Source organism: Leifsonia sp. YAF41 (assembly GCF_052113185.1).
In the GTDB taxonomy this organism is placed as follows: Bacteria; Actinomycetota; Actinomycetes; order Actinomycetales; family Microbacteriaceae; genus Cryobacterium.
Map to the genome: position 1 here is coordinate 152,178 of NZ_JBFRCS010000010.1, position 11,705 is coordinate 163,882.

General features: G+C 65.4%; 15 protein-coding genes. 8 read left to right on the forward strand and 7 right to left on the reverse strand.

What is annotated here, in order from left to right; genetic code table 11:
- Positions 1-13: 13 nt before the first annotated feature.
- Complete coding sequence (locus tag AB4Y63_RS13595) at positions 14-574, forward strand: MepB family protein (protein WP_441791592.1); 561 nt, start codon at positions 14-16, stop codon at positions 572-574.
- 28 nt (positions 575-602) lie between these two features.
- On the opposite strand, the gene AB4Y63_RS13600 is transcribed toward AB4Y63_RS13595, so the two are convergent.
- Entirely contained in the window at positions 603-953 is a 351-nt protein-coding gene (locus AB4Y63_RS13600; protein WP_441791593.1) for a metallopeptidase family protein, read from the reverse strand.
- Positions 954-1,084: 131 nt separating this feature from the next.
- Here AB4Y63_RS13600 and AB4Y63_RS13605 point away from each other — a divergent pair, with 131 nt between their 5' ends.
- Complete coding sequence (locus AB4Y63_RS13605; RefSeq protein WP_441791594.1) at positions 1,085-1,432, forward strand: helix-turn-helix domain-containing protein; 348 nt, start codon at positions 1,085-1,087, stop codon at positions 1,430-1,432.
- A gap of 18 nt (positions 1,433-1,450) precedes the next feature.
- Here AB4Y63_RS13605 and AB4Y63_RS13610 read toward each other — a convergent pair whose 3' ends face one another.
- Both AB4Y63_RS13610 and AB4Y63_RS13615 read right to left on the reverse strand, forming a co-directional pair.
- Entirely contained in the window at positions 1,451-3,115 is a 1,665-nt protein-coding gene (locus AB4Y63_RS13610) for an ABC-F family ATP-binding cassette domain-containing protein (RefSeq protein WP_441791595.1), read from the reverse strand.
- Between the two features lie 101 nt (positions 3,116-3,216).
- Complete coding sequence (locus AB4Y63_RS13615; protein WP_441791596.1) at positions 3,217-3,801, reverse strand: helix-turn-helix domain-containing protein; 585 nt, start codon at positions 3,799-3,801, stop codon at positions 3,217-3,219.
- A gap of 75 nt (positions 3,802-3,876) precedes the next feature.
- On the opposite strand from AB4Y63_RS13615, the gene AB4Y63_RS13620 reads away from it, so the two are divergent.
- Together AB4Y63_RS13620 and AB4Y63_RS13625 are read left to right on the forward strand one after the other, a co-directional pair.
- Complete coding sequence (locus AB4Y63_RS13620; RefSeq protein WP_441791597.1) at positions 3,877-4,893, forward strand: NAD(P)/FAD-dependent oxidoreductase; 1,017 nt, start codon at positions 3,877-3,879, stop codon at positions 4,891-4,893.
- A gap of 9 nt (positions 4,894-4,902) precedes the next feature.
- Positions 4,903-5,175, forward strand: a complete 273-nt coding sequence (locus AB4Y63_RS13625; RefSeq protein WP_441791598.1) for a DUF2277 domain-containing protein — start codon at positions 4,903-4,905, stop codon at positions 5,173-5,175.
- A 30-nt stretch (positions 5,176-5,205) separates the two neighbouring features.
- Here AB4Y63_RS13625 and AB4Y63_RS13630 read toward each other — a convergent pair whose 3' ends face one another.
- Positions 5,206-5,904 carry a helix-turn-helix transcriptional regulator gene (locus tag AB4Y63_RS13630; RefSeq protein WP_441791599.1) on the reverse strand — a complete coding sequence of 233 codons (699 nt, stop codon included), beginning with the start codon at positions 5,902-5,904 and terminating at the stop codon, positions 5,206-5,208.
- Between the two features lie 85 nt (positions 5,905-5,989).
- Between AB4Y63_RS13630 and AB4Y63_RS13635 the strand changes: the two genes are divergently transcribed.
- Positions 5,990-6,721, forward strand: a complete 732-nt coding sequence (locus AB4Y63_RS13635; RefSeq protein WP_441791600.1) for an alpha/beta fold hydrolase — start codon at positions 5,990-5,992, stop codon at positions 6,719-6,721.
- Between the two features lie 175 nt (positions 6,722-6,896).
- Here AB4Y63_RS13635 and AB4Y63_RS13640 read toward each other — a convergent pair whose 3' ends face one another.
- Complete coding sequence (locus tag AB4Y63_RS13640; protein WP_441791601.1) at positions 6,897-7,835, reverse strand: AraC family transcriptional regulator; 939 nt, start codon at positions 7,833-7,835, stop codon at positions 6,897-6,899.
- A gap of 81 nt (positions 7,836-7,916) precedes the next feature.
- Between AB4Y63_RS13640 and AB4Y63_RS13645 the strand changes: the two genes are divergently transcribed.
- Positions 7,917-8,405 (forward strand): anthrone oxygenase family protein, encoded by a 489-nt coding sequence (locus AB4Y63_RS13645; protein WP_441791602.1) that lies wholly within the window; start codon positions 7,917-7,919, stop codon positions 8,403-8,405.
- 4 nt (positions 8,406-8,409) lie between these two features.
- On the opposite strand, the gene AB4Y63_RS13650 is transcribed toward AB4Y63_RS13645, so the two are convergent.
- Together AB4Y63_RS13650 and AB4Y63_RS13655 are read right to left on the reverse strand one after the other, a co-directional pair.
- The gene (locus tag AB4Y63_RS13650; protein ID WP_441791603.1) at positions 8,410-8,772 is read right to left on the reverse strand and encodes a zinc ribbon domain-containing protein YjdM; all 363 of its coding nucleotides are present in this window, start codon (positions 8,770-8,772) and stop codon (positions 8,410-8,412) included.
- 49 nt (positions 8,773-8,821) lie between these two features.
- Complete coding sequence (locus AB4Y63_RS13655) at positions 8,822-9,376, reverse strand: GNAT family N-acetyltransferase (protein WP_441791604.1); 555 nt, start codon at positions 9,374-9,376, stop codon at positions 8,822-8,824.
- Between the two features lie 172 nt (positions 9,377-9,548).
- Here AB4Y63_RS13655 and AB4Y63_RS13660 point away from each other — a divergent pair, with 172 nt between their 5' ends.
- Complete coding sequence (locus AB4Y63_RS13660; protein ID WP_441791605.1) at positions 9,549-9,959, forward strand: GNAT family acetyltransferase; 411 nt, start codon at positions 9,549-9,551, stop codon at positions 9,957-9,959.
- Positions 9,960-10,295: 336 nt separating this feature from the next.
- Positions 10,296-11,705 (forward strand): DUF222 domain-containing protein (locus AB4Y63_RS13665; protein WP_441791606.1); only part of this gene is annotated, 1,410 nt, incomplete at its 3' end.

Genomic DNA, 11,705 nt, shown 5'->3' on the forward strand with positions numbered 1-11,705 from the left:
GAGGATTGATCGTGTGAGTAATGCGAATTCGATGAATGTCAGCGGCGATTTCTGGGCGACCGGTGCGGGAGTTCCCGCTGATCTCGTCGCGGTGAAAACGCTGGTCTACGACCCGTGCGGATTCGTCTGCGGTGATCCGAACGTCGAGGATGAGAACGCGCAGTATGGCTCGGTCAGTTTTCAGCTCGACGGCCTCGACGTCATGTCGCGAGTCGCGAAGCTCACCCCGACCAAGAATGGTCTGTTCGTCGCGGTCTGGAAGCGCGGGGCCGATGGCGCCACGCATCCGTTCGACAGCGCAGACCACTGTGATGTGCTCGCCATCTCGGTGCGCGAGGGCGATCGATTCGGGCAGTTCGTGTTTTCACGCGAGACGCTGCGCGAGCGCGGGGTCATGTCGGTCGGCGGGATCGGGGGCAAGCGCGGCTTTCGGGTGTACCCGAGCTGGGTCGCCACGACGAGCCGTCAGGCCGCTGCCACCCAAAAGTGGCAAACCGAGTCGTTTCTGCTGATCGATGACGGGGCCGCCGTCGACGTCGCACGAGCGCGGGAGCTCTACAACTCGCGCGCCTGACGGCGAGGCGCTCTGGCCGACGACGAGACTAGGCCCAGCCGAGCTCTCGGAGTTTCGCGTCGTTCAGCCCGTAGTAGTGGCCGATCTCGTGCACGAGGGTGATGCGCACGCGTTGACGCAGCTGCTCGAGGGTGTCGCTGTGCTCCTGGATGTTGTTCTTGTAGAGCGTGATGCGGTCGGGCAACTCACCGTAGCCGTACATTCCCCGGTTCGTGAGCGGATGCCCGGTGTACAGCCCGAAGAGTCGTGGCCGTTCGCCGATCGGCTGGTTTTCCACCAGGATTGCCACGTTCTCGAGCTCGCCGACCATGTCGTCGGGGATGGCGTCGTATTCTTCGACGACCATTTTTTCGAACTCTTCGTCCGAGATTTCGATCATGCGCACATCCTGCCACTTCGGTGGTCGAGGAGCGAGCGGCCGCGACGGCCTCCTCAACCGGACGAACACTCGGCCTGAGACGCGTAGCCTAGAGGGGGCCGCGATTCGCGCGGACTACAGAAAGGCACTCCGTGAACATCACCCTGCTTCGGAACTTCGTCGCAGTCGCCGAGGAGTTGCACTTTCCGCGCGCGGCCGACAAGCTCAACATTCCCCTCGCCTCGCTCTACTCGTCGATCGAGAAACTCGAAACCGAGGTCGGGCATCCGCTCTTCACCCGCGACGACAACGGAACCCGATTGACCAAGATCGGCAACCTCTTTCTCGCCGAAGCGAAGGAGGAGCTCGCCGCTGCTCCCGCCCCGGCGAAGAAGCAGGTCGTTCCGGCCGGAGGCAAGGCCAAGGCCTCGAAGGGCAAGGGTCGCACTCCCGCCGTGAAGGGCCAGCCAAAGCCGTTCAAGAAGCGCCAGGGGCGCTAGGCTCCGTCAGCCTCCGGGCTACAGCTCGCTGACCTGGCCGGCCTCGACTCGCCAGTGCCGGTCGGTCTGAACCGTGGCAAGCATCCGTCGGTCGTGAGTGACCAGCAGCAGCGTGCCGTCGTAGGACTCCAGCGCCTGCTCGAGCTGTTCGATCGCCGCCAGGTCGAGGTGGTTCGTCGGCTCGTCGAGCACGAGCAGGTTGATGCCGCGCGCCTGGAGCAGGGCCAGTCCGGCGCGGGTGCGCTCCCCCGGCGACAGCTCGTCGACCGGGCGGTTCACGTGATCGGCCTTCAGGCCGAACTTCGCCAGCAACGTGCGCACTTCGCCCGACGCCAAGTCGGGAACAAGTTCTTCGAAGCTCACCGCGAGCGGCTGGGAGCCGGCGAGCAGCGAGCGGGCCTGGTCGATTTCGCCGATCTTCACGCTGGCACCGAGGCTTGCGATGCCCTCGTCCGGCTGCTGCTGGCCGAGCAGTGCCCGCAGCAGGGTCGACTTTCCCGCACCGTTCGGGCCGGTGATTCCGATCCGCTCCCCCGCGTTCACCTGCAGGGAGACCGGGCCGAGCGTGAAGGAGCCCTGCCGGAAGACGGCATTGCTGAGCGTCGACACGACCGAGCTCGAGCGGGGCGCTGAACCGATGGTGAACTCGAGCTGCCACTCTTTGCGAGGTTCCTCGACCTCATCGAGACGGGCGATCCGGCTCTCCATCTGGCGCACCTTCTGGGCCTGCTTCTCGCTCGACTCGACGGATGCCTTGCGCCTGATTTTGTCGTTGTCCGGCGCTTTCTTCATGGCGTTGCGCACGCCCTGGCTCGACCATTCGCGCTGGGTTCGCGCCCGCGAAACGAGGTCGGCCTTTTTGTCGGCGAACTCGTCATACTTCTCGCGCTGGTGCCGACGGTTCGTGGCGCGCTCCTCGAGGTAGGAGTCGTAGCCGCCGCCGAACACACGATTGGCGCCCTGCGCGATATCGAGTTCCAGCACTCGGGTCACGCAGCGCGCCAGAAACTCACGGTCGTGGCTGACGAGCACGACGCCTCCGCGGAGACCCCGCACGAAGGTCTCGAGTCGTTCGAGGCCGTCGAGGTCGAGGTCGTTGGTGGGCTCGTCGAGCAGCACGATGTCGAAACGGGACAGCAGGAGGGCGGCCAGCCCGACGCGCGCCGCCTGGCCGCCGGAGAGGGAGGTCATCAGGGCGTTCTCGGCGATGTCGGTGCCGAGCTCGAGTCCGAGGTCGGCCAGTACGACCGGGAGGCGTTCGTCGAGGTCGGCGGCGCCGCTCGCGAGCCAGCGGTCAAGAGCGGACGAGTAGACATCCGCCGGGTCGGCGCCCTCTGCCGCCAGCGAGGGATCGCCGAGGGCTGCCGCCGCGGCATCCATGTCACGGGTCGCTTCGGCGCAACCGGTGCGACGCGCGACATAGTCGGCGATCGTCTCGCCGGCGACGCGTTCGTGCTCCTGAGGCAACCAGCCGACGAAAGCATCGGCGGGAGACAGCGTGATTGTGCCGGCCTGCGGCTCGTCGATGCCGGCGAGCAGTCGGAGCAGCGTTGATTTTCCGGCGCCGTTCGCGCCGACGACTCCGACGACGTCGCCCGGGGCGACGGTGAGATCAAGCGAATCGAAGAGGGTACGGTGGCCGTACCCGCCGGCCAGGCCTTGGGCCACGAGTGTTGCGGTCATTATTCAATCTTGTCATTGGTGACGACCGGTTTGATTCGGGATGGCGTGGAGCGGGCTCGAGTGGCRGCGGGCACGGTCGGCCCGCGCACCAGCTGGCCCGATCAGTCCTTACCCGGCCGGGCGCGTACGTGCATCCGTTCGCCCTGGCGACCGAACAGGCTCAGAAACTCGACGCCCTCGGCGTCGGCGCGCCCGAACCAGTGCGGGGTGCGGGTGTCGAACTCGGCCGCCTCCCCGGCAGGGAGAACGAAGTCGAGCTCGCCGAGGACGAGCCGAAGTCGGCCCCGCAACACGTACATCCACTCGTAGCCTTCGTGCACCTGCGTGACGACGTTGGTCTCCGGTGCTCCAGCGGGAATCACGGTCTTGAACGCCTGGAGCCCACCTGCTCCACGGCTGAGCGGCAGAATTGTGCGGCCTTTGCGTGAGATCGGACGGATGTGGATGCGGGGATCGCCGGTTGCCGGCGCGCCGACCAGTTCATCGAGCGGAACACCGTGTGCCCGGGCGAGCGGCAGGAGCAGTTCGAGATTCGGGCGCCGCTGCCCGGATTCGAGTCGCGAGAGTGTGCTGACGGAGATTCCGGTGGCGGTGGAGAGATCGGCCAGCGTCTCATGGCGGGCGATGCGCAGCGCCTTCAGCCGAGGCCCGACAGCGGTGAGCACTTCTTCGGTCGAATCATCCATGCAGCCACTTTGCCAGATCGGCAACGAAACTTGCCACCCAGGCCGAACCGGCCGACGATGAATGAGGAGGTCACAATGACGAACAGCACACAAGAACCGGGCACGCAGGAGCAGAAGACTGGCGAGGCAATGGGCCAATACGACGCGGTCATCATCGGCGGAGGGGCCGCCGGGTTGAGCGCGGCGGTGGCGCTGGGGCGCGCCCGTCGCCGGGTCATGGTCATCGACGCGGGCGAACCGCGCAACGCCCCGGCCGCCGGGGTGCACAACCTTCTCACTCGCGACGGCATTGCTCCGGCGGAGTTGGTGCGGATTGGGCGGGAAGAAGCCCTGACCTTCGGCGCTGACATCGTCTCGGGAACCGCCTCGCGTGCGAGCCGTGACGAAAATGGCTTCACCGTTTTTCTTGACGATGGCACCCGCATCCGTGCGCGCCGCCTGCTGCTTGCGTCGGGGCTCGTCGACGAGCTTCCGGATGTCGCCGGCCTGCGGGAACGCTGGGGCATCGACGTGTTGCACTGCCCGTACTGCCACGGCTGGGAGGTGCGGGACCAGTCGATCGGAATCCTCGCGACGGGCCCGACGGCTATGCACCAGGCGATGATGTTTCGACAGCTGAGCGCGCAGATCACGTTCTTTTCTCACACCGCGCCGGCTCTGACCGCCGAGCAGATTGAGCAGCTCGCCGCCCGGGGAATCAAGGTGGTCGGCGGAATTGTCGAGTCGGTCAGAACGACCGATGGAACGCTCAGTGCCGCAGTTCTGAGCGACGGCTCGGTGCATCCGCTTCAGGCACTGGTCGTGGCGCCAAACTTCACGGCCCGCACGACCGTGGTCAAGAGCCTCGGCCTGGCCGTCAGCGCTGACCCACGTGGGATCGGAACCTTCGTCGAGTCGGATGCGAGGGGCTTGACCCAGATGCCCGGGGTGTGGGTGGCCGGAAATCTGACGGATCTCACCGCCCAGGTTGTCACCGCGGCGTCGGGCGGTTTAGTGGCCGGCGCTGCGATCAATGCCGACCTGATCGCCGAGGAACTGCAGGAAGCGGTGGAGACGCACCGAAGCCTTCCCGAAGTCCGCTCGGCTAGCTAGCCTTAATGCATGTGCCGAAACATCCATACCCTGCACAACTTCGAGCCGGCCGCCACGGATGACGAGGTGCATGCGGCAGCACTGCAGTTTGTGCGGAAGATCAGCGGCTCAAGCAAGCCGTCGAAGGCCAATGAGGCGGCGTTTGAGAGTGCAGTCGCCGAGATCGCCCACATCACCCGGCATCTGCTTGAGGATCTCGTGACGACAGCCCCACCGAAGAATCGTGAGGTCGAGGCAGCCAAGGCGAAGGCTCGCTCGTCCGAGCGATTCGCCGTCGTCTAGGTGTACTGACCGAGACGTTGATTGAGTGGCTCACTCGCCACGACCGTGTACCGGTCTGGCGTTCGCTGGGGGTTCTCCGACCTCGCGGATGGTGTGGCCGCTGCAGGCCGCCTTAGTTACGGTGGCCTGCTCGATGCGCGACACGGTAAACCATCGCATTGCGTCGCGCATTCGGCACCATCCAATCAAGTACCACTGGCCGTTCGTGGAGGCGAACAGCACGGGCTCGATGTCACGGGTGGTCGTGGTCCCGTCTCTCGATGTGTAGCGAATACGGATTACCCGCTGCTCGGCCATCCCCTCCTCCAGTGCCGACTTAATCGCGCGCGAGGACGAGGGAAGCGCGTTGACCCACACACGGCGGGCCAGCTCGTCAGCTCTTGCTCGGGTTCTGGGATCGAGGACGTCCAGGATCTTCTGGATACCGGCTGCTGCCAGATCGGCGTAGGGGGCATCGGGTGCAGCGGACACGGCTGCCATGAGCGCCACGGCCTGCGCTGGGGACAGGCTGACGGGTGGCAGGGACGCGCCGATAGCCAATCCGTAGCCACCGCCCGGACCTGGGCGCGACCATAGTGGCGCACCGCTGTTCTCCAGCGCATCGAGGTCTCTCTTGATTGTGCGCACGGACACCTCGAACTCTCTCGCCAACCGTTCGGCGGAGACCCCCCGCGCGCCGCTGCGGCGCAACATCTCTGAAAGAGCATGGAGCCGTTCTGCTCGCTTCACTGCTCAGACCCAGGCAAATTCATGACATAAATCATGACATAAATAGTGACATACCATTGTCCATAGGGCCTGCGAGGGTTGTGACATGACAACCGCTATGAGCAGTCCGACCATCATTCTCATCGCCGGCCACTGGCTGGGCGCTTGGGCGTGGGATGAAGTTCTTGAACACCTGAAAACCGACCATCCTCGTGCCATCGCGATGACCCTGCCCGGTCTCGACGCGCACGACCCTGAGCGTGCGACTAAAACCCTCGACGCCCAGGCTGAAGCAATCCTGGGCGTCATTACTCAACACGGTAATCAGCCTGCAATTCTCGTCGCTCACAGTGGGGCTAACGCTCCCGTCAGCCTCGTCATGGACCGATACCCTGAGCTTGTCCACCGGGTAGTGTGGGTCGACTCCGGCCCTGTGGCGACGGGAAGTGTCTTCGCCCCAGACCTCCCGGAGGAGTTGGAGGAGCTTCCGCTGCCGCCCTTCGACGTCCTCGCACAGCAGGCGAGCCTCGAAGGCCTGACCAAAGAGGTCCTCGAGCAGTTTCGGGCCCGAGCCGTCCCTGAGCCCGGTCCCGTGCTTCGTCAGCCCATCGAGCTCACCAACGACGCCCGCCGCAAGGTCCGGACGACCCTGATCTGTTGCTCAATCCCTAGTGCGCAGGTGTTAGAGCTGGCCCAAACCGGTCATCCCATGTTCACTGAAGTCGCGAACCTTGAACACCTCGACGTCATTGACCTCCCGACGGGCCATTGGCCTATGTGGAGCAGCCCCCGCGACCTCGCCAAGGCCATTCAGTCAGAGGCTTCTCGAACGAACTGAAGTGCACGCACAACCTGAAGGGGCCAGCCGAATCCGGCTGGCCCTATTCCGCCTCCGAGGGAATTCATGACCCACCCAAACGCTGCTCTCACACCGCGCCACCGGCTGAAGGTCGCCCCGCCTCGTTGTCGATGACGGTTGGCCGATGATTGATCAACTTGTCCGGTCAGTACATCTAGGCCTGAAAGCGGCGGCGGCGGTACTCGGTCGGGCTGACGCCAAACTGTCGTTTGAATGCAGTGCTCAGGGCGAACGGGCTGCCGTAGCCGACGTCGGTGGCGATCTGAGCGGTCGTCACCCGCGGATCTGCCAGAGATTCACTCGCAAGCATCATCCGCCACTTGGTCAGGTAGGCCATCGGCGGCTCACCGATGACGCGGCGAAATCGCCCGGCCAGGGTAGCCCGCGAGACGTTGAGGTCGCGGGCCAGAGTCTCGACCGTCCAGGTCGCGGCCGGAGCCTCATGCAACAGATCAAGTGCGCTGGCCACGAGCGGGTCAGTGCTGCCGGCCAACCAGCCTGAGGCTTGCTCCGGGTGCAACTGCGTCCACGCCCGCACAGCGTGAACCAGGAGCACGTCGAGGAGCCGGTCGATGGCGGCACTCTGCGCCGGAGCCGCGGTCGTGATCTCGGTGTTCAGGATCTGAAGGAGTGCCGGCTCAATCTGTCCGGCCGGTACCGTGGCGACGCGTGGGAGTGCCGCGGTGACCAGGGAGCTGACCTCGGCATCCGTCTCATAGGTGCCGATGAGCAAGGTCGTTTCGCCGGCCGCGACGTTTCCCCAGGTGCGCACCCCCTGCGTCATGCTGAGGGTGACCTCGTCGCCAACTGGTGTGGTGCAGCGCTGGCCGGGATGCACAATCACCATCGGGGCGCGCAACGGATCGTCGGCGACGAGATACGGTTCGGGTCCGCGCACAATGGCGACGTCGCCGGGCACGAGCTCGAGACTTTCGCCGTCGGCGACAAGCCACGCGTGCCCCGCCAGTACCGCCATGAGTGTGAGCGGCGCCCGGTCGCGCACGTGGATCGACCACGGCGCATCCATTGTCACGCGCAGAGCGAAAGCACGGCTGGCGCGCGGCCCGTCGAGCAGATGAGAAAGCGGGTCCATGCCCCAGAGACTAGACGAACGCGTATCAAATGTCGCGCTTCAACCATGGAAACTACTCGTGGGGGCGACTTTACTGGGGCCATGAACAGCATCCTTGACACAACAACGACCATTGCGGCAGTGACGGCCGGAGCAGCCGGAGGCGTCTACCTGGCATTCTCCGCCATGGTTATGCCCGTGCTCCGTACGCTTCCTGCCGCCGAATCGGTCGTCGCGATGCAGCGGATCAACGTCGCAGCCGTGCGATTGCCATTTATGGTCGTGTTCTTCGGGAGCGCAGCAACGGCGGCAGCGGTGCTCGTCGCTGACCTCATGGGTGACGGCTCTGCCGACGCCGGGTTGGGGCGAATCATCGGCGCCGGTCTGGCCATCGCGGCATTTGGAATCACGGTCGTGAGCAATGTGCCGCTGAACAATTCGCTTGGCCGGCTGAACGCTGGGGATCGGGACGTCGCCGGGGCTTGGCGCCGCTTTGACCGGCGCTGGAGCCGCTCAAATCTGCTGCGCGGAGCATCAGCCTTGATCGGAGCGACGGTGTTGGCGGCGTCACTCGCGCGCAGCTCCGGCTGAGCAGTTAGACCTTTTTCACCACGCTGGACTTCAGCTGCATCTGCACGCCTTCGATGCGGCAATCGATGTCGTGGTCGCCAACGCCATCGGTCAAGCGGATGCCGCGCACGCGCGTGCCGACCTTGATCACGTTGGAGCTGCCCTTGATTTTCAAGTCTTTGAGCACCGAGACGGTGTCTCCGTCGGCGAGAATATTGCCGACGGCATCGCGGATGACGCGTTCTCCGGCTGCCTCATCGGCGTCGGAGTCGGCATCCGCCGAAGTTGCCGCCCATTCGTGGCCGCACATCGGGCAGACCAGAAGCGCACCCATCTCGTAGGCGTGTTCGCTGGAGCATTCGGGGCACAGGGGAAGCGTCTCATTCACCTTTCAACCGTAGCCGAGCGGAACGGGGGCTCTGTGCCCCCTGCTCTGGCTACCAGCCGAGCGTCAGGTACACGTCGGTGTATCCCTCGTGCACTTCGTCGAGTTGCGGTGCGCGCACAAGTCCGGCCTTCTGCGCAGTCTTCAACGAACCACCGTTGTCGGGCGTGGTGTACGCGGTCACCGGAAGTCCGGGCAGCAGTTCGACTGACTGCGCCACAGCGAGCTTCGCCCCCTCAAGCGCGAACCCCTTTCCCCAGGCGCTCGGGCGATACCGGTAGTACAGATTGAGCGCATCACGCCCGTGCACCACTCGATGTGTCACCCCGGTGAAGCCGATGACCTCTGTTGGCCGGGAACGCTCAGCAACGGCCCACACGCCGAAGCCGTAACGATTCCAATGCTGAAGCATTGCGTCGAACCGCGCTGCCGAACTCTCCTCGGTCACCGATTCAGGCGCCGGATGATGAGCGTTCGTCGCGGGGTCGACGTGGATCTCGATGGCGCTCGCCCTATCGCCGGCCACCGGCCGACGAACGGTCAGGCGTTCAGATTCGAGGGGCGTCCAGAGCGCGGCATCTTGTCGCATCATCAGGGGTGAGACCATTTCAAACTCCATCGGTGTGCGCCCCAGCCATCGAACGTGCCTCTGGACGGGCTGTCGTTCTCCCAGGCTAGCCGCCTCGTTCGCTGGAACAGACCCATGTTCACTGCGGTGCGATTCCCTGCGGACGGACTGAACGACACGCGCACGGAGCGATGTCGGTCAGGATAGAGGGATGCAGATCACCGGCCTCACTCTTGCCGACTCCGACGACGCGGCCGCCCTCTGGCACAGCGCGGGCCTGACCCGACCGTGGAATTCACCGGAAGGCGACTTTCGGCGAGCTCTCGACGGTGAGACGTCGACGGTTTTGGGTGGCTTTGACGACGGATGCCTGATCGGCACGGTCATGGTCGGCCACGACGGGCACCGGGGCTGGGTCTACTATCTCGCCGTCGAGGAGAACCGACGTGGCCAGGGCATCGGTGTGCAACTGATGGCGGCAGCAGAGGACTGGTTGCGTGACCAGGGTGCGGTCAAGATTCAACTGATGGTGCGCACCGGAAATGAGGCGGTCATCGGCTTCTACGATCGACTCGGGTATGAGGATGCCGCGGTCACGGTGCGGGCGAAGTGGCTGGTGTGATCGACGGGCGGGAACCGACTGCCTAGTGTTTTGGTCTGCTCCTCGTTGATCGAGGAGCAGCCGACGCAGGAGGCCGCGTCTCGAGATCCCGCGAGCCGGCCTCTGAACTTGCCCCCTCGGTGATCGAGCCTGTCGAGATCCCGCGAGCCGACCTCTGAACGCGGCCCCGGTGATCGAGCCTGTCGAGATCCCGCGAGCCGACCTCTGAACTCACCCGTCCTGAGGCTTACTCCTTAGGTTCGCGTTGCGCTCCTCCACAGAACACACGTTAGAAAAGTTATCCACCGATCCTGAGAAATGCTCGTATTCCTGTTCCCGTTTTGAGAGAATTGAAGCATGGAATCAGAGCCTGTTTCCCTCATCATCACCCCGACCACCGACACTCCGGTGGCCGCGGTCATGGCGCAGGTTTCCGCTCTGACATCTGGGTTCTCGACCACTGAAACCCTTGAGCTTTCCGCGATGATGGCGGCCGGGTTCTCGACCGTTGACACGCTCGACCTGACTTCGACGCTGATGGCGGGCGTGATGGCCGGGTTCGACTCGCATCTGCGTTCCGACGACGACGTGTTGACCCTGCTCGGGTCGATGGAGGCGGTCGGCCGGTTGACGGATGCCGGCCGGGTCGCCCTCGCCGCCGACATTGACGTGCGCTCGGACACCCGAACCCAGAACGAGTCTCTGGCGCGCACGCGCGGCTGCGCCACCGGCACCGACCTGATCACGATGGTCACCCGGGTGTCCGCCCGGGAGGCGAAACGCCGGGTCAGGCTCGGCGCGAAGACCCGGATCACCCAGGTGGTCGGCGCGACCCTGCCACCCCGGTACCCGGTCGTCGCCGACGCTTTGACCGCCGGGACGATCGGGGTCGATGCGGCCGAACAGATCGTCACCGGGCTGACCGACTTGCCCAGCTTTCTCGCCCCGGACGCCGTCGATGCGGCCGAGCGCGGTTTGGTCGCCTCGGCGACCGGCACGGTCACGGCCGAGAACGAGGGCTTGCCGAATGCCGGGTTCGCGTTCCCGGCCGACCTGATCCGCGGGCAGGTGCTGCAGTGGAAGGCGCTCCTCGACCCCGACGGCTCCGCCCCGGCCGAGGGGACGGTGATGGAGGTGCGCAGCAGTTTCGGCTTCGGCCCATTCCGCGACGGGCTGTATCCCTTGCGCGGCGGGGTCACTCCGGAGCTCCGCGGGGTGATGAACGGGATCTTCGACACGTACTTGAGCGCTCACTCAACCTCGGCTCATTCGCAGCCGGTTCCGGCGGAGCCCGGCCGGTTCCCGACCGCCGAGGAACAGGCCACGCACGAGGCTGAGGAGCAGGCCCGGATCGACGCCGGCGAGGTCATCCCCGGCGCCGGCGAGGTCATCCCCGGCGCCGACCAGCTCGAGGCGCTCGACACCCGCACGGGCGGCGAGAAACGTGCCGACATCCTCCGCGGGGTGTTCGACGCCGCCGCGCGGGACGCCGGCACACCCAAACTCGGCGGGGCGGCACCACTGGTGATGGTGCACGTGAACGCGAAAGATCTGCTGGACGGCACCGGGGTCGGCTGGGCGGACGGGGTCGAGGCGCCCCTGTCGATCAGCACCGTGCAACGCCTGGTCTGTGCCGGCGGGATGCAGAAGATCGTCTTCGCCGACGACGCCGGTGAAATCGTCGCCTTCGACCTCAAGCAACGCTTCTTCTCCTACGGGCAACGCAAGGCGATCATCGCCCGGGACGGCGGCTGCATCATCCCCGGC

Bases quoted from the DNA above. Each gene is read 5' to 3' on its own strand.
- AB4Y63_RS13620 (WP_441791597.1), top strand. From the start codon at position 3,877: ATGACGAACAGCACACAAGAACCGGGCACGCAGGAGCAGAAGACTGGC.
- AB4Y63_RS13625 (WP_441791598.1), top strand. From the start codon at position 4,903: ATGTGCCGAAACATCCATACCCTGCACAACTTCGAGCCGGCCGCCACG.
- AB4Y63_RS13640 (WP_441791601.1), bottom strand. From the start codon at position 7,835: ATGGACCCGCTTTCTCATCTGCTCGACGGGCCGCGCGCCAGCCGTGCT.
- AB4Y63_RS13610 (WP_441791595.1), bottom strand. From the start codon at position 3,115: ATGACCGCAACACTCGTGGCCCAAGGCCTGGCCGGCGGGTACGGCCAC.
- AB4Y63_RS13660 (WP_441791605.1), top strand. From the start codon at position 9,549: ATGCAGATCACCGGCCTCACTCTTGCCGACTCCGACGACGCGGCCGCC.
- AB4Y63_RS13615 (WP_441791596.1), bottom strand. From the start codon at position 3,801: ATGGATGATTCGACCGAAGAAGTGCTCACCGCTGTCGGGCCTCGGCTG.
- AB4Y63_RS13655 (WP_441791604.1), bottom strand. From the start codon at position 9,376: ATGGTCTCACCCCTGATGATGCGACAAGATGCCGCGCTCTGGACGCCC.
- AB4Y63_RS13635 (WP_441791600.1), top strand. From the start codon at position 5,990: ATGACAACCGCTATGAGCAGTCCGACCATCATTCTCATCGCCGGCCAC.
- AB4Y63_RS13645 (WP_441791602.1), top strand. From the start codon at position 7,917: ATGAACAGCATCCTTGACACAACAACGACCATTGCGGCAGTGACGGCC.
- AB4Y63_RS13600 (WP_441791593.1), bottom strand. From the start codon at position 953: ATGATCGAAATCTCGGACGAAGAGTTCGAAAAAATGGTCGTCGAAGAA.